The following is a 21,080-nucleotide window of genomic DNA, read 5'->3' on the forward strand; positions in this document are numbered from 1 at the left end:
CGTTGCATTGCAACGTTTCTACACAGATTTATCCCAAATAGACAAGAAAGAACAATTAGAAATTATATAGGAATCATATTTGATTTCTGAAAAAATCTCGGTAGTCTTGTAATAGACTGTCATGGCTTTAATGTTGCAAAAAAATTGTAGGTTGGGTGGAGGCTTTGCGTAACCCAACATCCTGATATATGTTGGGTTGCACTCCTAGAAGTTAGTGGTGAGATGTTTTTGAGGACAAGCATTTTTAATCTGTGTACTAATTACGAATTAGTATTACTCTTTCGCAAGACAAACTTGTTCATAGCTTTTACCAGCAATATCCCAAGTGAATTCTGTTTCTACCAGTTGTCTGCCGTTGTCAGATAATTGTGAACGCAGATGTGGACGATCGAATAGTTGACTAATAGCGGTGACGTACTCTGCTGGTTTATTGGCTCGTAATGCCCGTAATGGATGACTAGCAACATCTACAGCTAATCCTTCTAAGCCGCGATCGCTAGCTACTACAGGTATACCGGCTGCCATTGCTTCTAAAGTTTTATTTTTAATCCCAAACCCAGTCCGCATCGGGACAACGCAGATTGTAGATTTATGTAAATATTCTACCATCGAAGGTACACGCCCAATTACATTAATTCCTGATTTTTTATCGAGTGCTAAAACTTCTGCTACCGGATGCGAACCGACAATATCAAAAGTTGTATCTGGATATAATTTTTGAATTTCTGGCAAAACTTCGCTGCTGAAAAAGCAGACAGCATCAATATTTGCTAAATTATCCATTGCACCAATAAAAATTAAGCGGTGTCCTGCTGGATCGGTGGTGCGGTTGGGGAAAGAAACTAAATCTACACCATTGGGAATAACTGCAATTTCGCTATTGGGGTTAAATTCTTGTAGTTGAATTTTATCTTCTTCTGTGGTTGCAACAATTGCCGAAAATTTAGCGCAGTAGTTTTGCTCATAACGACGCAAAAGTGGCAGATTAATTTTATCTCTGAGTGAATTTTCCGAAATGCCTATTGCTAATTGGTTTCGACAGGTAGCGTAAACAGAACTATGAACATTAACTATGGTTTTTAGCTGTTTCTGAAAATGCGGCTGCACATAAATTTCATTGACGCTATGTTCGCAGGTAATTACATCGCATTTCCCCGCTTCCACCCAGTTATCAATCCATGTTTGCATCTCAACTGAGTAGCGGTTAAGTACGCTTGGCGGTGTTCCCTGTTGCAAAAATCTCCCAAATCGCTGTATTTTCTGAAATATTCCGGTGGTTTGAGAATCTGGCGGGCGTTCAAAAATAGCGAGACGATCCACACAATCGCGTAATCCTGCTATTTCTGCGTCTGTAACATCACCCTCGCGTTGAGTTACGAGGGTGACAGTATGACGTTGACTTAAGTACTTAAGTAAATTAAATGTCCTAACTTGGGTTCCTCCGCGTGTTGGTGGGTAAGGAAAGGTGGAAGATAGCATTAAAATGTTCATACAAGCGATCGCTCAAATGTGATACATACACCATGACCTGATTAGAGGTTGTATGTCATCATTCGATCAAAGCATAATTAAACCCAGTCGCACACCCACAGCAACAGCCTCGGTGCGGCTGGAGACACTGAGCTTTTGAAAAATGGATGAGAGATGGAATTTAACCGTATGCTCAGAAATATGTAAACGTTTAGCGATCGCTTTATTTCCCAACCCTGACCCCAGCATTCCTAAAACCTCTATTTCCCGTGGTGTCAAGGTTTGTACAGGATTCGTTACAATTTTTTCGCGGATAGACAGTAATTCTACAGCATCCGGGTGCAGCACCAGTAAACCAAAGGCGATCGCTTCCACAGCCGCAACAATTTCTGACTCTGTGCTACTACTGGGCAATATTCCCCGGATACCAGAACGTAATGCCGTCTCTAAGTCGATGCTGTCGAGTTCTTCAACAATGACAATCATTCCTAACGGATATTGCTGTTCTTGAATAACCAGCAATTTTTCCCATACCGCTTGTTGAAAATTACCGCTCAAATCTACCAGTACCACATCTGGTTGTAATTGCCCAACTTCCCTCGCCAATACATCCAAATCAGATGCACTCCCCACAACCGTCAACCGAGGATTGGTTGTTACTACAGTTGATAACCCTGCCCGCACCACAGGGGAAGTAGCAACTACCATTACCCGAATCATGTCGCCTCCACAGCAGTTTTATCAGACTGCACGGCAACATAAATCACGAATTGCTGTCTACCGCGTAAGATTTGTAGCGGCACAGATCCTTTACTTTCATAAAGATATTTAGTTAAATCATTCGCAGTAGTGAATGATCGCCCCGAAACTCCAATTAAAACATCGCCAATTTGCACACCAGCAGTTTCCGCCGCACTGTCAGGTAAAATTGACAAGACTAATAAACCCAAGCTACGCCTACTTAAAAGCACAGGTTGCAGTGTGACTCCCAGTTGCGGACGACTATTTCTTTGTAAAAAACGCTCAACGGTGTTACTGGGAACTGCCACAGCCAAACCATTAACAATCATCGTGTTAATTCCCACAACAAGACCTTGACAATCGGCAAGCGGCCCCCCAGAATTACCAGGATACAGTTGCAAATCGGCCATAACGGCTCGTGGATTATTTGCATAGATAATTCCAGTTGTCACAGCACCACTGTCAGCAAAGGGATTACCCACCGCCAAGACTAATTCACCCACTCGTAGCGCTTCAGAATTGCCAATGGTTGCAGCAGTTAAATCAGTGGCGACAATTTTCAGGGCTGCTAAATCCTGCTGTGGATCGAATTGGGTACGCACTGCATCAAATACCCTTCCATCTGCCAATTCCACAGTTGCGCGGTTGCTGGTTGCAACATGAGCATTAGTGATAATTAATCCATCAGTCTGCCAAATGACACCAGAACCGACTCCCAAAGAGCCACTTTTTACTTTGACGGTGCGATCGCGTAGTTTAGCCGCTACCTCTGTTAATTCAGCAGCGATGTTAGTTAATATCGTATTTCCCATCATCTCCAAATTCCAAATTACGAATTACCAATTACGAATTAAAAAGCTCTTTCCCCAACTGCGATCGCTAAATCAATCAACACTCCACCCCGGACAACTTGCAAGTTGACAGTTTTACCAATGCGATCGCTACTATTAAGCAGCGCCAACACATCACCTGTATCACCCACAGTTACGCCATCGAACGCTACCAAAACATCCCCAAGCAGCACACCTGCATTTTCAGCCGGCCCCGCAGCCTCAACATTGACAACAATTACCCCAGTTGCCGAACTTAAATTGAGAGCAGTTTTCAGGTTTTTTGGTAAGCGTACAGGTTGCATTCCCACACCCAAGTAACCCTTAGAAATGCGTCCTTTTGCTACTAATTGGTCAACCACGCGATCGACTGTAGCAGTGGGGATAGTCAAAGCAGTACCACGCCGCCCCGATGTATTCATGCCTACCACAAAACCAGCAGCATCTACAAGCGGCCCACCTGCAAAGCCAGAGTATAGGGTGATGTCTGGGCGGATGAATTGGTCGATATTGCCGCCATTCATACTGCGCCAAGTACCGCTAACCACACTGACTGCACCCATCGCCGCCCTTAAGTCACCTTCGCTACCTCTTGCCAGTCCTAACACCAGATGACCAACTTTAAGCGTTTTGGCATCGCCAACTTTTGCCACAGGTATTTCAACATTTTCTAGTTTAAAAACAGCTATATCGGTGCTAGAGTCATGACCGATGAGTGTTACTGGTGCAGTGCTACCACTTGATAAGGTAATGGTGATGTCGTCATAGCGCTGAAGGGACTCATCAGAGGTAACAATGATGCCATTACGCCAATGAATGCCGCTTGGGGAAACACGAGTACCCCCATTTACTGAAACGACAGCACCTCCAGCTTGTTCTACGGTGTCAGCTAAACTGTTGGATAAAGCCAGTAATGAAGACATAAGATTTTTGTGCAAACGTTCTTAGATGTTCATATCGTGCCGTTTTCTCAACACAGGTGACATCGGAAAAATGGGGAGTAATTCATCCTAGAAAAATGGCTAGGATTCACATCAGCTTTTTGGCATTGCTGAATTCTTGTCCTTCACTCAAGCGAGAACCGCTATATTCCAATATGCTTGAGTCAGAGACTCAATGAATGCATTCCCAGTCGGAGACTGGGAACGAGGAAAGTCTTATTAAGCTCAATACAATTCAGTTAAGCAGTTTTTTATCCTTCTCTTTCTTTTCTCTGCGTCCTCTGCGCCTCTGCGGTACCCTGCGGGAAGCCGTTCGCGTAGCGTCTCGTAGAGAAGCGTCTACGTAAAAAAAAATTGCTGAATTCTATTTTCATAAATGCACACCGAATCAAAAAAAATCAACCTGCTGACTCCATCTAGAGAATTACCTCTCTATGGCAAGAGAATTTTAGTTACAGCACCAAGAAATTATGCCTATAGATTATCCGAACAAATCATCAAAAAAGGTGGTTTACCTGTTCTTATGCCTACTATCGAAACTTGCTATTTATCAAACTACACTAAGTTAGATGCCGCTTTAGCCCATATAGACCAATTTGATTGGATTGTGTTCACAAGTAGAAACGGAATTGCTGCATTTTTTCACCGCATAAATGATTTGAATATTCCTATATCTGTAGTGCAAAAATGTCACTTATGTGCTTTAGGAAAAGATGCAGAAAGCTTATTGTCTTTTTGTAACAAGGTAGATTTAATTCCAATAGAATCTAGTCCAGCCGGAATTGTGGCTGAATTAGCCAAACTTCCGCAAATTCACGAAAAAAAAGTGCTGATCCCGGCTCCAGAAGTTGTAGGTTTGCCTGAACCCGATGTTGTTCCCAATTTGATTACGGATTTGCAACAATTGGGCATAGAAGTAACTCGCGTACCCACATATATTACGCAGGGTTTAGACAAAATTATCTACAGTATGGAATTAAACCTGATGCGTGAAGGAATTATTGATGTAATTGCCTTTAGTAGCACAGCAGAAATCGAAAGCTTTTTGACAATGGCCAACTCCCAAAACGATTATGAACATTGTGTTGTTGCTTGTTTTGGCCCTTATACAACTGCTAATGCTCAAAAGTTGGGTATGACTGTCTCTATCGTGTCTAGAGATTATAGCTCATTTGAGGGATTTGCTGAAGCGATCGCAGCATTTTTTACTCTTACTTCCAATTCAAAGTAAGCGTCTCAAGATATAGAATAATCAACTAAATTTCACTCTAGACTAGCTGCACATAAACCCGTAGTATCGAAAATGGAGTTTATATTGAGTTAGGATTTTTTACATGGCAACTTACAAAGTTACATTAAAGACCCCAGAAGGCGAACAAGTAATTGATGTTCCTGATGATGAGTACATTCTAGAGGTCGCAAACGAAGAATATCATCTGGATTTGCCCTATTCCTGTAACGCTGGTTCTTGCTCTACCTGCACCGGCAAACTGATTTCAGGTACAGTTAACCAAGACGATCAGAACTTCCTAGACAACGATCAAATTGACGAGGGATGGGTTCTCACCTGCGTTGCTTATGCCACTTCTGATTGCACTATCCAAACCCATCAAGAGGAAGCACTTAACGGTTAAGAGCGGATGAGGGTTAAGGGTATTGGTGTCAACTTAAACCCAAACCCTTTTTTAATCTCCTTTCTCTGGCTGAAAATGCTACTCATTAGGCTGCTTGCCGCCTCCCTTGCTGGCGGCAACAGCCCTGCATTCTATGCGTTACCCTCAAAAAGGTGTGAAAATAATTCGTAATGACGCTCGAGGACTCGCTACCGCTACGCTAACGTAATTCGTAATACTTCGCTACAAGTTCGTAATTTGTAATTAAGTTTTATAATAGCGAGTCTTCGTTCGCTTTTAGCGTCTCGTAGAGAGCGTCTGGGGAGTTAACCCAACACAAAACTTGCGTGATTTTTGAACCGAGGGACTTAAACCCACGGAACTAGTTAAATTGCGATCGCTGCCGTTTATGTTAGCAAGATTTAATAACAATTTAAAAAATGTTTACAACAGATAACCCCACTCGCCCTGACACACACTCTCCGATCCTTTGGGAACGGTTAGAGAGGTGTATTATCTATATTTTGCATTCTTTTTTCAAATTACTATAAAATTATGTTATGCTTGCCACCGAACTAAACAAGGCTTACCCTAAGCACCCATTCTAAATAATCATCTTCTATTTTCCAACCATAGGACTGTTATAATGCCTATTACATAAGCAATGATATCCTTCCAATCAAATACACTTCCCAAGGCAACAGCCAGAATCTTATATTTTTGCAACCCTAAATTATTTACAAAATTAAAATATTGAAGAATTTCGATAGTACAAGAAAATGCAAAAACTGATAAAGCGACGATAGATGAATTTATATTCCAAAAAGCTTTGATAAAGCAATAAAGTAGTATAACTACTAAAATATCACCGATAAAAGGACGAATGAAACTATCATTTACAAAAACAGCAATACATACCTCTATTAAAAATAGTATCAGTGTAAAGTAAAAGTATTTTCTGTTAAAGATAAACATGACAATCAAGAGCGCTCAAAAAATAACTGTTTGACTATAACCTATAGATCAATACAGTTCAGTTAAGCAATTTTTTCCTTCTCTTTCTTTACTCTGTGTCGCGCCAGTTGCTTCTCCTGTCGGAGACGCTGCGCGAACAAGTCAGGGAACCGAACCGCAAGGGCGCACAGGCTTTTCTGCGGTACTCTGCGGGAAGCCGCTTCTCTCCGAGACGCTCCGCGAATGCGTCTACGTAAAATAAAATGACTTTGACAAAGACTGCTAGCCTTAAGGGACTTCCAACAAATAAATTATCCAATCTTGTGGGGTGGGCCGAAAAGCCATTGGTGTGAAGTTAAGGCAGATGCTTAAAATAGGCGATGACCGAATCAAATATAAAATTTTCTGATTTAGTGCGGGTTTTTGTCTACGGCACACTTAAGCCAGGTGAAGCTAATTATAAAAGATACTGTGCTGGCAAAATAGTAGATGTCAAAACAGCTTTTGTAAAAGGTAAATTGTTTGCTCTACCAATGGGCTACCCAGCGATGACGCTAGGGGATGACCAAGTTCACGGATATTTACTCTCTTTTTCCAACCCCAATATTTTAAATGAGTTAGATGTGCTGGAAAATTACCAGCCCAATAGACAAGCATCAGAAAACCTCTATAATCGGCAAATTATCGAGGTTTATGAGCCACAGTCGCTCTCTTATAGTTGGGCTTGGGTTTATTTAATGACTTTAGAGCAAGTTGAGCAATTAGGGGGCTTCCTCCAACCTGGGGGCTGGTGGAGCGGCTGTGGTTTAACCCCAAAGTACAGTTACAATCTGTAAACTGTTAACTTTGCGATTAGTTTATGTCTTGCTTGGGGTCGTGCTGTTGCGGCTGTACCCGATAAATTGAATTTTCTGGAGAGGCTACTGCTGCTTTCGGAATTTCAATTACCGGGTTATTTAGTCCCACCATCAGAGGGGAAGGGGGAACTATAGACGCTGAGGACGTTTGTATTGGTTCTCTTTGTGGTCGTTGTGCCAGTTGCTGTACCATCGAACCACCACCGACTAAGCTAGATACTGCACCGATTACACAAGCAGCAACAGCAGCACCTCCCGCCATCCAGTTTAAACGGGAGCGGCGGTGCAAACGTGTCAAAACTTGCTGAACTGTTACTTCTGGCGATTGTTGGGTTGCTGGCACTGGGAGCGTCCGCAAGCCTTGGCGCAGTTTTAACAGTCGGGCATATAAGCATTGAACTGAGGCATCATTTGCCAGCCATTCTTCTACTTGCTTGCGTTCGGTGGCTGTGACTTCACCATCGAGATAAGCACTCAATAACTCGAAGCGATCGCGCTTCACCATATCTATAAGACCCGTTGATTCATTGGTATGCTTGGCCATTCCATCTGACAAATCTTGAGCAAGTTGCAAAGGAGAACGGTCGTAAAACTGAGAATCAGTAGTCATCTTAACATTATTACCAATTCATACACGGGTAAACTGGGCGGGAATTTCGGGAAAATTAGCCAATTTTCCTCCTAAAGGCAGAAACAATCTACGTCTTTCTAGTAATTCTTAATCTATGCTTAAATTCTGCCATTGGGCAGAGGCAAGATAATGTAAATTAGGAGTCTAGATAATTCTGCAAGTGGGCTTGCAGTCTCGATCTAGCTCTGGCTATTCTTGACTTGACAGTTCCTAGAGAAACTCCAGTGATTTCGGCAATTTCTTCATAAGCCATGCCTTCGATTTCTCTGAGGACAATGGTAGTACGAAAGACTTCCGGTAAATCCGCGATCGCTTCCCGCAATTGCTCGTAAAATTCTCTAGTTGTCAGTTCTTCTTCAGGGCCTGGGGTATCGCCGGCGATTTCCCAATCCATCTCGCCGTCTTCTAAGGAACGAGGAGCATCCAGTGACAAAGGACTCATAACCCGCTTGCGTTTCCGTAACTCGTCGTAAAACAAGTTGGTGGCAATGCGACTTAACCAGCCCCGAAATTTGGCGGGTTCTTGTAATCGGTTAATATTCCGATACACTCGAATCCAAACTTCTTGAGCTAAATCGGCTCTGTCAGCCCAATCTGGAGCTAGGTGGTATAAAACTCGATCGACTTGACTTTGATAACGGCGTAATAGTTCTGCAAAGGCAACACGATCTGGTCGCAGTCCGGCTTGACAGCGCAAAATTAAATCGTGGTTAGGGAGTTTGTCAACTTGCACTGATGCTTCTGGGTACTTTGCATCAACCGTTGACCAGGATACAGTAATCGACTGACTCATAGATCGTACTGGCTCTAAATCATCCCTATCTATTAGACCTGCTAATGGGGTAGAAGTTCCATGCTCAGGTGACGGATTTATGACTGGAACACTGAAGCATACAATTTTGGATACATTTATAGCAATAAAGAGAGCCACTTTTCCTTATACTGCTCCCATAGTTGCCCAAGACCCATCAACTAACAAAGGCGCAGCACTATGCACACTTTAGTACTTTTAGCAACTGGGTATATACGCTTGATCGAGATAATTAAATTTAGCTATAAGAATGAAGATAAAACTTTGTGATTCTAACTTCTTAATACCTTTAAAATTCGGGTAATAATTTCTGGAAGTTGGGTTGCTATGGTTGCTAAGATGGTGATTTAATTTTTTGATTTCGTTACCAGAATAGTTGCTGATTGTTCTGGCTGTGGACTGAAAGCAGCACTAGAGTTATGTTGCTCTGGTACGCGAACTTGAAAAAATAAATTCAGGGAAAATGTAATTGTTACCGCTAGCAATAGTTTTTCAAACATGGTTTTTCATCCACCTACACCATTAATGATTGATTGCTACATTTCAAGAGTTCTACCAAAAAGTCCGAGGAGAGGCTTACGACCCTCAGAACTTTTGAAGAATGAGGTTGCTCACTTGTGGGAATTTTACGGCTGGAGCAATTCGCATAGTCTTAGTTTGCCCAGAGGTGTTGGCAGATTTACAGCAGAAATGATAAGTATTGATAAATTTTTGATAATCGGATGATGAACTCATCCCAATGCTCGGCTGGATGTGTCAGGGATAAACAATAGGCGATGGCAATGGTAAGAAACGAATCTGTAGGGCGTATGGTAATGCTGCTTTGTTTTGGCACAGCATTTTTATCCTTAGCTGTCCATTGGCGCATTAGTACGGCCCAAGGGCAGTATGAGAAATCTGCATCTACTTCGATGCGGCGAGATTCTACCCGAACCAATGTTAAGGGAAGCCGGCCAGAGGGAGTTTACAAGAATCTTTCCCCAGTGAGTTTGGGCGAAATTGCCCTGGGTGGATCTGTGCCACCTGATGAAGTGACCCAAGGCTCAAATGTCCAGGGGGCGTTTACACCAAAGTCCTCTGCTATTAAATCTAAATCAAAAATAATTAAGAAGAATCTAGCCAAAACAAATACTCGTAGGGCTTCTACACTCAAGCCTTCTACCATTAAGCCTCAAATTCAGCCCAAAACTATTAAGAATAATGTCGCTCAAGTAAGCGACCTACCAACTCAGACGCGGCTGGTGGCGCAAGTAGAAAGACAAAATCCAGTTGCGGATAGTTGGCCAAAAGGTCTGTGGTCTCAAGCTTCAGCTCAACAAGTACCATCTAATAGACTGGCAAATGTCCAGACACAAGTGGTAGTTGATTTAAGCGATCGCCGCACTTATGTATACGCTGGAGATGAGGTGATAGCCAGCTACCCGATTGCTGTCGGTAAGAAAGGTTGGGAAACGCCCACAGGTTCTTTCCAGGTGATCCACATGAGACACTATCCAATTTGGCGGCATCCCATTACTGGCAAAGTATTTCAGGCTGGTACAGATAGTCCCTTGGGAGATCGATGGATTGGTTTTTGGTCAGATGGACGGAATGAAATTGGCTTTCATGGCACACCAGATATTGACCTGGTAGGAACGGCTGTATCCCACGGCTGCCTGAGAATGCGTAATTCTGATGTCAGATTGTTATATGAGCAAGTGAGTTTAGGGACAAAAGTGTTAGTGCGTGATTAATTAGTTAAGAGTCATTAGTCTTTTGTCCTTTATCCTTTATCTAAAACAAATGACCAATGACCAATGACTAATGACTAATGACTCTTAAAATTACAATTTTTGCTCAAAGTTAGGGGCATAAGCCTTGAGTAAAGCATGAACTTGGCTTACAATCTCATTGCCAGTATTTTTGCCCAAAGCCTGACGTTCTGGGAAGAAATTGGGTCGATCGAGGTAACGGTTAATTGCTTCACTTATTTGCTGAGAAATTAAGTCTTGCAGTTGTGCCTGAGCCGTTTGGCGCTGGAAGTTAGCACCTTCTTCTGTAGTCGCATACAAAGGTGGTAGGCGGTTGAGAGCGTAAGCGGCAATATCCCCAACGTCTAGAGAACTTTCGCTGGTGGCTTCAATTTCTGCGACTCGTGCGATCGCTTCTGTCAGCACCAATTCTTCCATAACGTTAATGAATTGTTTGCGAGGTACCGCCACTACCTCACCAGTCAATAGCGCACCCATCAGCCGATCCAACGCCATATACTCTTCAATTGAGAGTTCCGAGGCATTATCACAGATTCTACCGACTTCTGCTTCCATTGCTGGTGTCAAATAACCATCCTGGAGAGCTTGTTCTACAATTTTTTCGATACTCATAACGCTTATCATCATTTATGTTGGCCAAGCAAGGTAGGGACGGTATCAATCCAATTGATTTTGCCTAATTCTCAGCAAAAAATACACAAATTACGCAAAGACAAGATTAATTCTGCCTCTACTAGTTAACGACCTTAGTTCGCCAAGGTGTTGGATCGACAGATTGTCCGTTGACATATAAACCCCAGTGCAAATGCGGCCCCGTGGCAGCACCTGTTGAACCTACTGCACCAATTAGCTGTCCAGCTTTCACAAAATCACCTTCTTTAACGTTAATACGACTCAGGTGCATGAAAATACTGGTTACTCCTTGGCCGTGGTCAATGCCAACGACGTTACCGTGTATCCGAAACCCTTGGGATACCCTACCTACCAAAGCAACTCGCCCAGAGGCTGGGGCAATTACCGGCGAACCGGCAGCACCAGCGTAGTCAAGACCACGATGATAGTAGTCCTTTGCAAATGTACCATTATAGTAGCGACGTACACCATAGTTTGTACTCATTCGCCCTGCATTTGGCTTCAGGAATACTCCACTCCAATACTTTTCTGGTGTTTGTAGCGCCTTAAAAGCTGCCACGCGCTTCAGTTCATACTCTGTGGCATCCACTCCGGCTTTGCCAGGTGGCAAAGTAATGCGTTGTACGGGGAATTTGCGATTAAGCACATTCACTGCCAAGTTTTGTACTTGACCATCCCCTGCAACCCGGAGTGTTCTAGTTCCAGCTTTTTCTAATGGAGTTGTGGGAACAAAAGCTCGATACTGATTGGGTGCAATTTCAAAGGCTGGGTATGTATTCTTACCACTGGCTACTGTTGGATTTGTAGTACGATTCTCTGGATTATCTAGATTAATCTCCACCGATAGTGTATCCCCTAATTTAGGATTAGTTGGAATCACCTTTACTTGCAAAGCATCTACAGGTAATGCCAAGGCGATCGGGAGAACAGCAAATATTCCCTTTAATACATTTATTGCACGACAATCGGCTGTCAAATTTTTGACATCAAAACCGAGCAGTTTTTTGTTTGAACTACTAGCGCTATTCTCAATAATCATAGAACCACAAAAAATCCCTTGCTTGTATTGGAAAATAGATTAGCTTATTATCGCTAGTGTTTCCTGCTTGAAGCCGATGTTGTTGACAACCATAAATTTTCGGAAATTCTCCAGGTACTTATGGATTGCAAGGGTGAATCATTTTATCTGTAATTTTAGGAAATTGGTCTTAGCTCTAATAACCAAGGTGTATGACATTGGCAATGAGCATAAAATTTAACTGTGATTACATAAATAATACTTGAAGGAAATCTGGGAATCAACTGGACACTTTTTCAACTGGACACTAATATCACATTGTTAGGTTGAAATCGGTATGGGGAAATTACTTAAACTAGGTAATATTTTAAAATTTGCTGATAATACCCGCATTTCTCACAAAACGGTAGGGGCGGGTTCACGAGATATTCGTGAATGATTGAAGCATATTTGTGAACCCGCCCCTACAGCCTCTCGACTTGGGTTTCATAAATTTGGTGAGAAATCCGGGAATAGCGCTTTAGTTGGCAAAAACTATGCTATTAAAGCATAAATGTGAGTCTGCCATGCCAAAGTTAAGATTTACTTTATAAATCAACTCTGAATGATGGAATACGCTAATTAACTTTAGGCTGATAGTATTACTTTTGACTTGATTTTGCCATCTTCCATCTGAAGGATGCGATCGCCAATGTCTAGGATGCGGTTGTCATGAGTAACCATCAAGATGGTACAGCCTTGTTCTTTCGCCAGTTTTTGCATGAGATTGACTACATCTCGTCCCGATTGACTGTCAAGGGCGGCGGTGGGTTCATCCGCGAGGATTATTTGAGGATGACTGACTAAAGCACGAGCGATGCCTACGGCGGGCTACGCCTACGCTACTCTTTGTTTTTGTCCCCCAGACAGTTTATCAGGATAGTAATGTAAATGATTTCCTAATCCTACCTGCTCTAACATCTGGGCTGACCTAGCTTGGATCTTTTTCAACCCAAGATGTTTGTGCAATTCTAAAGCCATTTTGACGTTTTGGAGTGCCGTTAAACTACCATGCAAGTTATGTGCTTGGAAAATATAACCGTTACGCCGTCGTGCTTGCACTAGTTGTTGGGCAGTCGCACCACAAAGTTCTCGTCCTAGCACCCGCAGACTACCAGATTGTGTAGAACGCAATCCACCCACTAAGGTCAGCAAGGTAGTCTTTCCAGAACCAGATGGCCCAGTCATGAGAATAATTTCACCGGCGTTAATCTCTAAGTTGATATTACATAAAACTTGCTTGCGGAGTGAGCCATGACCAAAGTAGTGGTCGAGATTTTTAATAGAGATGACAGATTGACTAGTCATAAATAGGTCGATTACTGGTGACGATCGTCATTGGTCATTGGTCATTTGTCCTTTGCAAATGACCAATGACCAATGACAAATGACAATTTTTAGAACATATCAGCAGGGTCTGTGGCTTGAAGTTTGCGGGTAGCGATCGCACCGGAAATTGTACACATAATTATAGTCAGTATTAATACCTGCAATGCCCGAATCGCAGTCATGTACATGGGCAAATTTGTCGCACTGCGAGTCAGCTGATAAAGCACTAAGGATACTCCCAATCCGGGGAAGAAGCCCAGTGCTGCTAATATCAAGGATTCTTCAAGCACCACACCTAGCAGGTAGTAATTGCGATATCCCATTGCTTTGAAGGTGGCGTATTCTCGAACGTGGGCATTAACATCGGTAGAAAGGACTTGATAGACGATGATCACGCCTACCACAAAGCCCATTGATACACCCAGGCTGAAAATAAACCCGATTGGGGAATTTGTTCTCCAGAAATTATTTTCAAATTCAATAAATTCGGCGTGGGTTAATACTTTGACATCATCTCGGAGATAGGCTTTGAGCATTGCGGCTACTTTTTTTGGGTCATAGCCTGGTTTGATCTGAATCAAACCTAGACTGATGCTGCTGGATTGTCGCCCAGAAAATAGCCGCAAAAAGTTCTGATCGCTGGTAATTAGGTTGCCATCAGAACCAAAGGAAGCCCCGACTTGGAATAAACCACTAATGGTAATTGTGCGCCGTTCTATTTCGGTAGTTAGGGTTTTACCTTGGTCAATTTGAGCGATCGCTTTTTGATAATCTCCTCTTGCACCCCGATCGAATAAGACGGTATCGGGCAGTTTGATCGCTTGCAATTGCTGGTTAACATCTGGTAAGTCAAAAGCTGGCTTGTCTGGGTTAAAACCGATAACTAACACCCCTGTCTCACGGTGGGTTTGGGGATTTTTCCAGATTGTGTTGTTAAAATACATTGGTTCTGCTGACTTCACCCCTGGTATATCCATTGCTTGGTAAAGTCGCCGCCGAGAAAATGTAGACAAGCTTGGCAAGTTACGGGCTTGGGGACTGGTTAAAACAATGTCTGCTTGCAAACTGCGATGTAGTCTGGTGTTACTGTCATACAGGGCAGTTTGAAAGCCTAGCTGCATGAACATCAAAAGATCCGCAAAGGCAATGCCTGATAATGCCACTAAAAGACGGCTTTTTTCATGATTCAGTTGCAGCCATCCTAAAGGGGTTCGCCGTTGCAGTTGTTTAATTAATCCCATCATAAGAAGTGGGGGGATGAGGGAGGTAGGGGGGCAGGGGAGAATAATAATTTCTGACAAATGACTAATGACAAATGACTAATGACAAATTTCACAATTCAATTACTGCCTTAACTTGCATATTTGTTAAGGTGGCAGCTTTTTGGCTGGAAGCTTCATCTAGTCGGATGTGGACTTCTACTACTCTGTTGTCGATATTGCTGACAGGATCTGTGTTAATGACATTCTGTCGTCGCACTTGCAAGCCTTTACGATCTACGATTCCCTGCAATTCAATTGGGAGGTTATCACCAAAGATTCGCACTTGCTGCCCTGAATGCACTTTGCCGATATCACTTTCGTAGACTTCGGCGATGACATACATCTGGCTGGTTTGTCCAATATCTGCAATACCATCATTTGATACTAATTCTCCAGGATGGGTATGGATCTCAAATACCTGTCCATTTTGGGGCGATCGCACTACAGCTTGTTCGAGATTGACTTTTGCCAGATTCATGGCTGCTATGGCACGATTGACTTCTGCTTGGGCTGATTCTACATCCACTCCGCGCACTTCGGCGATTTCATCAAGTGTTGCTGTAGCTTGTTTAACTTGTTGCTGACTAGTTGATTGGGTACGATTTAATTGTGCCTGGGCTTCTTGTAGGCTTTTTTGGGCGGTTTCCAAGTTTAAACGCTTGCTATCCTTTTGCGAGGCGGAAATTGCGCCTTGTTGATATAGTTGCTGATAACGTTCGTCTTCTGCTTGGGCGTTACGCACTTCGGCTTGGAATCGCTCAATTGTTGCGGCTTGGGCATTAATATCACCTTGGCGTTCGGCTTCTAGACGAGCGATCGCAGCTTTTTGGGCGGCAATTTCACCACGTTTAGCACCTGCTTGGGTGCGGTTTAGGTTTGCCTGGGCGACTTTCACTTGTTCCTGCGCCTCTATTAATGATGCTTGGAGGCGATCGCGGCTGTTCAAAATGGCAATCAATTGTCCCGCCTTTACCCTATCCCCCTCCTTCACTAACAACTTTTCTACCCGACTTCCATCCGCAGACACCGCAGCTGAGAGTTTAATTACCTTTCCCTGTGGTTCGAGTCGCCCTAAAGCTGTTACCGTTTTTAACTGTGGCAATTGTGTTTCTGTAACTTGTGCCTCTGGATTTGCATAATTTTGCCAGCGTTTTACTATATAAAAACTTATTCCGCCAACCAATAAAGATATAGTTACACCTATAGCAACGGATGGACGCAGAATAAACTTAGGGAACTTTCTGTACCCTAGCTTTGAGTTTCGCACCATAGATTACCTCTTAACTAGTGGCGCAGAAAAAAGAACAGATTAGGCTTTTCTCCGTACTTGTTTGCTAATTCCTACTTATTGAGTCGGTTATTGTTGATTTATCACTTAAAAATCCATAAAATAATTTGGAAATTGTTCCTAGCAAACTACCTTTATTTTGTGAAAGTACTCAGGTATAGTAAACGGTTTCAAAATCACGGGTTGTAACAGCGCCAACAATCAGATGTAAATCAAGTAAGTAAACAGAAATATTTGTGTCAAGAATGCAAATGCGTCTTGTAGAGAGCGTCTTGATTTTGACTCCTGTTAGCGATAGCGGGGCGTTTAGCCCATTCTGAATTCTGACTCCTGACTCCTGAATTCTGTTTTGATAAAATTTATCGAAATAGTAAAAACAACAGGAACTACGCTTGCTTTAAGAGCATTTCGCAAGCGGGTAAGAGAATATATAAACATTTAATTTATGCGACGCGGCCTCTTGTGAGCTAACAGTGAAGCTTGTTGACATGGTGCAAAATGTAAGGTAGAAGATAAGCAAAAGTTGAAAAACTTACCTAAAATTGCTATGAGTCTTTTTTGTTTAGTTCACGGCGCTTTCCAAGGCGCTTGGTGTTGGGATTTGTTAATTCCTTACTTAGAAGCGCAAGGTCATAAAACAGTAGCAATGGATTTGCCAATTGAAGATGCATCTGCAAGTTTATCGCAATTCGCAGATGTCGTATTACAAGCGCTTCCAAAAACTGATGATGATATTGTGCTGGTTGGTCACTCAATGGCTGGTACGATTATTCCCCTTGTTGCCCAAGCCCATCAAGTACGTCAACTGGTATTCGTTTCTGCACTTATTCCATACCCAGGAACTAGTACACTTGACCAATTTGCTCATCATCTCGATTCTGATAGCCTCAAATCAATAAATCACGAATCACAAGAGTTACATCAACTCAAAGAATTCGATGATGAACCTTATATGTTTAATCCAGTTTCGGCTGGTAAAAACTTTTCAGATGAAGCAGTATTGATGGAATTTTTCTATCAAGATTGTCAACCAGATGTAATGCGTTGGGCATTCTCAAAAAGACGTTTGCAGCAATCTATGGCATATATTTTTGAAGTCAATCCCCTGAAGGCTTTACCAAAAGTAGAGTGTAAATATATTGTTTGTACTGATGACCTGACAATCTCTCCTACATGGTCACGCTACGCTGCACGTAAGCGCTTGGGAGTTGATGCCATAGAACTGCCTGGAGGACATTGCCCGCACTTATCTCATCCTGCTGACCTTGCCTCAGTATTAACTGTTATGGCTACTTAATTTACTGAGACAGCAGCACGGTCATTTACTAACTTGCCATCTTCCATGTAGACGATGCGATCGGCTATATCTAAAATGCGGTTGTCATGAGTAACCAAAAGAATGGTACAATCTTGTTCCTTAGCTAATTTTTGCATGAGGTTGACCACATCTCGTCCCGATTTACTGTCAAGGGCGGCGGTGGGTTCATCTGCTAAGACAATTTTAGGATGACCAACTAAAGCACGAGCGATCGCAACTCTTTGTTTTTGTCCCCCAGATAAATCATCAGGATAATAATTGAGGCGGTGTCCTAATCCTACTTCCTCTAACATTTGGGCTGACCGGGTTTTCATTTCTGCCGGCGAAATATTATTATGCACTTCCAAGCCCATTCTGACGTTTTGGAGTACTGTTAGACTGCCATGCAAGTTGTGCGCTTGGAAAATATAACCGTTATTCCGTCGCACCTGGGTAAGTTGTGCTGTACTAGCGCCACAAAGTTCTTGTCCCAATATCTGCAAACTACCAGATTGGGCAGAACGCAAGCCACCCGATAAGGTGAGAAGTGTAGTTTTACCAGAACCAGAAGGCCCAGTCATAATAATAATTTCGCCAGCGTTAATATCCAGGTTGATATCAAAAAGAACTTGTTTGCGAAGTTGACCATGACCAAAATAGTGGTCGAGATTTTTAACAGAGATTACAGAAGCCATACCGATTTTAGATTTTAGATTTTAGATTGCAAATTGGGTTATACCAATTCTGCATGAAGATGCGCCAAACTATATGAGGAACGAACCGCAAAGGGCGCATTCGCGGAGCGTCTCGTCAGAGAAGGACACAAAGAAAGAAAGAAAGAAAGAAAATTTGGCGCAGCCTCACAAAGAAATGGTATTAGTATCTTTATGCCCAATGCCCAATGCCCATTTTTAAAACATATCTGCGGGGTCAGCAGACTGTAATTTCCGAGTTGCGATCGCACCAGAAATTATACACATAATCATAGTCAGTGTTAATACCGTCAAGGCGCGTGCTACGGTCATGTAAAGTGGTAAATTGGTGGCATTGCGAGTTAAAGCATAAAGTCCTAAAGGTGCGATCGCTCCTGGAATAAAGCCCAAGACTGCCAAAATAATCGCCTCTTCAAATACCACACCCAATAAGTAGAGATTGTTATACCCCATTGCTTTGAATGTGGCGTATTCTTTGATATGAGAATTCACATCTGTAGAAAGTACTTGATAGACGATAATCACGCCCACCATAAACCCCATTCCTACACCGAGGCTGAATATAAATCCGATGGCTGTATTTTTTTTCCAATAATCTGTTTCAAATTCGATAAATTCGGCTTTGGTGAAAACTTTAACATCATCATTTAAATGAGATTCTAAAGCTGCTTTCATCTGTTTTGCATCATAGCCTGGTTCGAGTTGCACCAAACCTAAACTGACACTACTTGCTTCTCGTTTCGGAAATAGCCGCAAAAAATTCTGGTCGCTGGTTATTAGGTTGCCATCAGCCGCAAAGGAAGCGCCAATTGAAAATAAGCCGCTAATAGTAATAGTTCGGCGCTCAATTTCAGTCGTCACAGGTTTTCCTTTTGTAACTTGAGCGATCGCTTCTTTATAATCTCCTCTAGAGGCGCTATCAAATAGCAGGGTATCTGGTAGCTTCACTCGATCTATCTGGCTGTTGACATCCGGTAAGGCGAAAGCTGGCTTTTCAGGATTGATCCCGATAACTAGCACAGATGTCTTTTGACGTGTTTGAGGATTTTTCCAATCAACAATGTTGACATACATGGGTTCTGCTGACTTCACGCCTTGTACATCCATTGCCTGATACAGCCGCCGCCGTGTAAAGGTGGACGCATTTAACAAGTTACGGGCTTGAGGACTAACGAGGAAAATGTCAGCCTGGATACTGTTGTGCAATTTAGTATTACTTTCAAATAAGGCTGTCTGAAACCCTAGCTGCATGAACATGAGAACATCAGCAAAAGCAATACCCCCCAATGCCACTAACAGACGGCTTTTTTCATGACTCAGTTGCAACCATCCCAGGGGGGTTCGTTGCCGTAGTTGTTGAATAAATCCAATCATAGTTCTATCACTGCCTTTACTTGCAGATTGGTAAATTTGGCAGCTTTGGTTGTAGATGCTTCATCTAGTCGCACATGAACTTCTACTACTCTGCCGTCAATATTGCTAGAAGGATCGCTGTTAATCAGATTTTGTCGCTGTACCTGCATCCCAATCCAATCCACGGTTCCCTGCAATTCTCCGGCTAGGGAATCGCTAATTACTTTTACCTTTTGCCCCGATCGCACTTTGTTAATATCACTTTGGTAAACTTCGGCAACTGCATACATCTGGTCGGTTCGCCCTAGTTCTACAATCCCGTCAGTAGAAACGGTTTCTCCAGCCCGTGTATTAATTTTCAGAATTTGTCCCGCTTCGGGTGCGCGGACATAAGCCTGATCGAGTTGCGCTTTAATTTTTGCTACTGTAGCTTGAGCGCTATCTACCTCTGCTTGAGCGTTGGCAATATCTGTTGGACGAACTTCAGCCGTTTGGTTGAGGGTGGCTTTGGCTTCGTTAATCTGCTGTTGCAAGCTAGCGAGGGTTTGGTTGCGGTTCGCTTTGGCTTCTTTAATTTGCTGTTCTAAAGTAGCGACGGTTCTGGTTTTATTGGCTTGGTTTTCAATTACTTGCTGAGTAGAAGTTTCTGCACTCAAGCGTTTTTGATCAGCTTGCTGACTGGAAATTGCCCCTTCTTTATATAAAGCGTCATAGCGTTGGACTTCTACTTGAGCATTGCGCTTTTCGGCGGCGACGCGATCCACCGTTGCTTGTAAACTCTCTCGTTGTCCTTGTAAGTCGGCTTCGAGGCGATCGATTGTGGCTTGCTGAGTTTTGACATTTCCCTCTAATTCGACTTGTAGACGGCTTACAGCAGCTTGTTTTGCGCCAATTTCTCCCTGTTTTGCTCCCGCTTTTACCTTGTCAACATTGGATTTGGCAACTTGAACTTGTTTTTGGGCTTCCACCAAACTAGCTTGCAAGCGATCGCGGCTATCCATAATTGCAATTACTTGTCCAGCCTTGACGCGATCGCCTTCTTTCACCAATAGTTTCTGAAGCAGACTCCCCTCAGTCGAAGAAGTTGCAGACAATTTTATCACTTCTCCATTTGGTTCTAAACGTCCCAATGCTGTAACTGTTTTGATTACTGGCTGAACAGCTACTGGCGCTACTGGCTTTTCATTAGCGGTAGCCTGAAACTTTAGCACCGTATAAACACTAGCTCCACCTATTGCTAGCGATGCAATTATTGCTAGTGTCGTTGGCGATCGCAAAAGATTTTGGGGAGACTTTAAATCCTCTAATTTCCAGTTCTGCACCATAGTGTTCACCTTTCCCCGTTAGCAACTTGTACTAAACTGTTCAGTTCAACTTATGCTAAACTAAACTGAGTAGTTTAGTCAAGAGGAAGATTGGGAATTGGGCGTTAGGAGTGCTGAGTTAAGAGTTAGGAGTTAAGAGTTAGGAGTTTTGTTTATCCCCTTGTCTCCCTTGTCCCCCTTGTCTCCCTTGTCCCCCTTGTCTCCCTTGTCCCCCTTGTCTCCCT

General features: G+C 42.9%; 20 protein-coding genes and 1 pseudogene. 5 read left to right on the forward strand and 16 right to left on the reverse strand.

The genetic code is table 11. The features are described 5' to 3' along the window. Positions 1-273: 273 nt before the first annotated feature. The 4 genes from HWQ37_RS16980 to HWQ37_RS16995 form a co-directional block, all read right to left on the reverse strand. Positions 274-1,491 (reverse strand): glycosyltransferase family 4 protein, encoded by a 1,218-nt coding sequence (locus HWQ37_RS16980; RefSeq protein WP_292748903.1) that lies wholly within the window; start codon positions 1,489-1,491, stop codon positions 274-276. Between the two features lie 66 nt (positions 1,492-1,557). Continuing rightward, complete coding sequence (locus HWQ37_RS16985) at positions 1,558-2,190, reverse strand: response regulator transcription factor (RefSeq protein ID WP_292748905.1); 633 nt, start codon at positions 2,188-2,190, stop codon at positions 1,558-1,560. Beyond that, positions 2,187-3,026: a S1C family serine protease gene (locus tag HWQ37_RS16990; RefSeq protein WP_292748907.1), complete on the reverse strand. Its 840-nt coding sequence runs from the start codon at positions 3,024-3,026 to the stop codon at positions 2,187-2,189. Before HWQ37_RS16990 ends, HWQ37_RS16985 begins: the two co-directional genes overlap by 4 nt. A 35-nt stretch (positions 3,027-3,061) precedes the next feature. Beyond that, positions 3,062-3,964, reverse strand: a complete 903-nt coding sequence (locus HWQ37_RS16995) for a S1C family serine protease (RefSeq protein WP_292748909.1) — start codon at positions 3,962-3,964, stop codon at positions 3,062-3,064. A gap of 394 nt (positions 3,965-4,358) precedes the next feature. Between HWQ37_RS16995 and HWQ37_RS17000 the strand changes: the two genes are divergently transcribed. Further along, positions 4,359-5,213, forward strand: a complete 855-nt coding sequence (locus HWQ37_RS17000; RefSeq protein ID WP_292748911.1) for a uroporphyrinogen-III synthase — start codon at positions 4,359-4,361, stop codon at positions 5,211-5,213. A 103-nt stretch (positions 5,214-5,316) separates the two neighbouring features. After that, positions 5,317-5,616 carry a ferredoxin gene (locus HWQ37_RS17005; protein ID WP_292748913.1) on the forward strand — a complete coding sequence of 100 codons (300 nt, stop codon included), beginning with the start codon at positions 5,317-5,319 and terminating at the stop codon, positions 5,614-5,616. Between the two features lie 591 nt (positions 5,617-6,207). On the opposite strand, the gene HWQ37_RS17010 is transcribed toward HWQ37_RS17005, so the two are convergent. Continuing rightward, on the reverse strand, positions 6,208-6,570 hold the full coding sequence (locus HWQ37_RS17010; RefSeq protein WP_292748915.1) for a ribosomal maturation YjgA family protein: 363 nt from the start codon (positions 6,568-6,570) through the stop codon (positions 6,208-6,210). A 359-nt stretch (positions 6,571-6,929) separates the two neighbouring features. Between HWQ37_RS17010 and HWQ37_RS17015 the strand changes: the two genes are divergently transcribed. Further along, positions 6,930-7,385, forward strand: coding sequence for a gamma-glutamylcyclotransferase family protein (locus HWQ37_RS17015; RefSeq protein ID WP_292748917.1), 456 nt, complete (start codon positions 6,930-6,932; stop codon positions 7,383-7,385). A 16-nt stretch (positions 7,386-7,401) separates the two neighbouring features. Here HWQ37_RS17015 and HWQ37_RS17020 read toward each other — a convergent pair whose 3' ends face one another. The 3 genes from HWQ37_RS17020 to HWQ37_RS17030 all read right to left on the reverse strand — a co-directional run bounded on the left by HWQ37_RS17020 (position 7,402) and on the right by HWQ37_RS17030 (position 9,348). Then, complete coding sequence (locus tag HWQ37_RS17020; RefSeq protein ID WP_292748919.1) at positions 7,402-8,016, reverse strand: anti-sigma factor family protein; 615 nt, start codon at positions 8,014-8,016, stop codon at positions 7,402-7,404. 157 nt (positions 8,017-8,173) lie between these two features. Next, positions 8,174-8,830: a sigma-70 family RNA polymerase sigma factor gene (locus HWQ37_RS17025; RefSeq protein WP_181928358.1), complete on the reverse strand. Its 657-nt coding sequence runs from the start codon at positions 8,828-8,830 to the stop codon at positions 8,174-8,176. Positions 8,831-9,195: 365 nt separating this feature from the next. Beyond that, a complete protein-coding gene (locus HWQ37_RS17030; protein ID WP_292748922.1) occupies positions 9,196-9,348 on the reverse strand; it encodes a hypothetical protein in 153 nt (50 codons plus the stop codon). A gap of 315 nt (positions 9,349-9,663) precedes the next feature. Between HWQ37_RS17030 and HWQ37_RS17035 the strand changes: the two genes are divergently transcribed. Next, positions 9,664-10,581, forward strand: a complete 918-nt coding sequence (locus HWQ37_RS17035; RefSeq protein ID WP_465249701.1) for a L,D-transpeptidase — start codon at positions 9,664-9,666, stop codon at positions 10,579-10,581. Positions 10,582-10,671: 90 nt separating this feature from the next. Here HWQ37_RS17035 and HWQ37_RS17040 read toward each other — a convergent pair whose 3' ends face one another. The 5 genes and pseudogenes from HWQ37_RS17040 to HWQ37_RS17060 all read right to left on the reverse strand — a co-directional run bounded on the left by HWQ37_RS17040 (position 10,672) and on the right by HWQ37_RS17060 (position 16,150). After that, complete coding sequence (locus HWQ37_RS17040) at positions 10,672-11,211, reverse strand: late competence development ComFB family protein (RefSeq protein ID WP_292748927.1); 540 nt, start codon at positions 11,209-11,211, stop codon at positions 10,672-10,674. A gap of 121 nt (positions 11,212-11,332) precedes the next feature. Beyond that, entirely contained in the window at positions 11,333-12,271 is a 939-nt protein-coding gene (locus tag HWQ37_RS17045; RefSeq protein WP_292748929.1) for a M23 family metallopeptidase, read from the reverse strand. A gap of 606 nt (positions 12,272-12,877) precedes the next feature. After that, positions 12,878-13,597, reverse strand: a pseudogene (locus HWQ37_RS17050) (DevA family ABC transporter ATP-binding protein). 89 nt (positions 13,598-13,686) lie between these two features. Further along, positions 13,687-14,859: an ABC transporter permease DevC gene (devC, locus tag HWQ37_RS17055; RefSeq protein ID WP_292748941.1), complete on the reverse strand. Its 1,173-nt coding sequence runs from the start codon at positions 14,857-14,859 to the stop codon at positions 13,687-13,689. Between the two features lie 91 nt (positions 14,860-14,950). Next, the gene (locus tag HWQ37_RS17060) at positions 14,951-16,150 is read right to left on the reverse strand and encodes an ABC exporter membrane fusion protein (protein WP_292748931.1); all 1,200 of its coding nucleotides are present in this window, start codon (positions 16,148-16,150) and stop codon (positions 14,951-14,953) included. A gap of 565 nt (positions 16,151-16,715) precedes the next feature. Between HWQ37_RS17060 and HWQ37_RS17065 the strand changes: the two genes are divergently transcribed. After that, positions 16,716-17,465 carry an alpha/beta fold hydrolase gene (locus HWQ37_RS17065; protein ID WP_292748933.1) on the forward strand — a complete coding sequence of 250 codons (750 nt, stop codon included), beginning with the start codon at positions 16,716-16,718 and terminating at the stop codon, positions 17,463-17,465. Here the strand turns inward: HWQ37_RS17065 and HWQ37_RS17070 are convergent. From HWQ37_RS17070 to HWQ37_RS17080, 3 genes are all read right to left on the reverse strand, one after another. Then, positions 17,462-18,160, reverse strand: a complete 699-nt coding sequence (locus tag HWQ37_RS17070) for a DevA family ABC transporter ATP-binding protein (RefSeq protein WP_292748935.1) — start codon at positions 18,158-18,160, stop codon at positions 17,462-17,464. The two genes, HWQ37_RS17065 and HWQ37_RS17070, sit on opposite strands and share 4 nt — an antisense overlap. A gap of 216 nt (positions 18,161-18,376) precedes the next feature. Next, on the reverse strand, positions 18,377-19,552 hold the full coding sequence (gene devC, locus HWQ37_RS17075) for an ABC transporter permease DevC (protein ID WP_292748937.1): 1,176 nt from the start codon (positions 19,550-19,552) through the stop codon (positions 18,377-18,379). Further along, entirely contained in the window at positions 19,549-20,856 is a 1,308-nt protein-coding gene (locus HWQ37_RS17080) for an HlyD family efflux transporter periplasmic adaptor subunit (protein WP_292748939.1), read from the reverse strand. Before HWQ37_RS17080 ends, devC (HWQ37_RS17075) begins: the two co-directional genes overlap by 4 nt. Between the last annotated feature and the right edge of the window lie 224 nt (positions 20,857-21,080).

The sequence above is a fragment of the Nostoc sp. NMS4 genome, assembly GCF_017115095.1.
Lineage (GTDB): Bacteria > Cyanobacteriota > Cyanobacteriia > Cyanobacteriales > Nostocaceae > Nostoc.

Excerpts from the sequence above, each read along its gene's own strand:
- HWQ37_RS16980 (WP_292748903.1), bottom strand. The coding sequence starts at position 1,491 with ATGAACATTTTAATGCTATCTTCCACCTTTCCTTACCCACCAACACGC.
- HWQ37_RS16985 (WP_292748905.1), bottom strand. The coding sequence starts at position 2,190 with ATGATTCGGGTAATGGTAGTTGCTACTTCCCCTGTGGTGCGGGCAGGG.
- HWQ37_RS16990 (WP_292748907.1), bottom strand. The coding sequence starts at position 3,026 with ATGATGGGAAATACGATATTAACTAACATCGCTGCTGAATTAACAGAG.
- HWQ37_RS16995 (WP_292748909.1), bottom strand. The coding sequence starts at position 3,964 with ATGTCTTCATTACTGGCTTTATCCAACAGTTTAGCTGACACCGTAGAA.
- HWQ37_RS17000 (WP_292748911.1), top strand. The coding sequence starts at position 4,359 with ATGCACACCGAATCAAAAAAAATCAACCTGCTGACTCCATCTAGAGAA.
- HWQ37_RS17005 (WP_292748913.1), top strand. The coding sequence starts at position 5,317 with ATGGCAACTTACAAAGTTACATTAAAGACCCCAGAAGGCGAACAAGTA.
- HWQ37_RS17010 (WP_292748915.1), bottom strand. The coding sequence starts at position 6,570 with ATGTTTATCTTTAACAGAAAATACTTTTACTTTACACTGATACTATTT.
- HWQ37_RS17015 (WP_292748917.1), top strand. The coding sequence starts at position 6,930 with ATGACCGAATCAAATATAAAATTTTCTGATTTAGTGCGGGTTTTTGTC.
- HWQ37_RS17020 (WP_292748919.1), bottom strand. The coding sequence starts at position 8,016 with ATGACTACTGATTCTCAGTTTTACGACCGTTCTCCTTTGCAACTTGCT.
- HWQ37_RS17025 (WP_181928358.1), bottom strand. The coding sequence starts at position 8,830 with ATGAGTCAGTCGATTACTGTATCCTGGTCAACGGTTGATGCAAAGTAC.
- HWQ37_RS17030 (WP_292748922.1), bottom strand. The coding sequence starts at position 9,348 with ATGTTTGAAAAACTATTGCTAGCGGTAACAATTACATTTTCCCTGAAT.
- HWQ37_RS17035 (WP_465249701.1), top strand. The coding sequence starts at position 9,664 with ATGCTGCTTTGTTTTGGCACAGCATTTTTATCCTTAGCTGTCCATTGG.
- HWQ37_RS17040 (WP_292748927.1), bottom strand. The coding sequence starts at position 11,211 with ATGAGTATCGAAAAAATTGTAGAACAAGCTCTCCAGGATGGTTATTTG.
- HWQ37_RS17045 (WP_292748929.1), bottom strand. The coding sequence starts at position 12,271 with ATGATTATTGAGAATAGCGCTAGTAGTTCAAACAAAAAACTGCTCGGT.
- devC (WP_292748941.1), bottom strand. The coding sequence starts at position 14,859 with ATGGGATTAATTAAACAACTGCAACGGCGAACCCCTTTAGGATGGCTG.
- HWQ37_RS17060 (WP_292748931.1), bottom strand. The coding sequence starts at position 16,150 with ATGGTGCGAAACTCAAAGCTAGGGTACAGAAAGTTCCCTAAGTTTATT.
- HWQ37_RS17065 (WP_292748933.1), top strand. The coding sequence starts at position 16,716 with ATGAGTCTTTTTTGTTTAGTTCACGGCGCTTTCCAAGGCGCTTGGTGT.
- HWQ37_RS17070 (WP_292748935.1), bottom strand. The coding sequence starts at position 18,160 with ATGGCTTCTGTAATCTCTGTTAAAAATCTCGACCACTATTTTGGTCAT.
- devC (WP_292748937.1), bottom strand. The coding sequence starts at position 19,552 with ATGATTGGATTTATTCAACAACTACGGCAACGAACCCCCCTGGGATGG.
- HWQ37_RS17080 (WP_292748939.1), bottom strand. The coding sequence starts at position 20,856 with ATGGTGCAGAACTGGAAATTAGAGGATTTAAAGTCTCCCCAAAATCTT.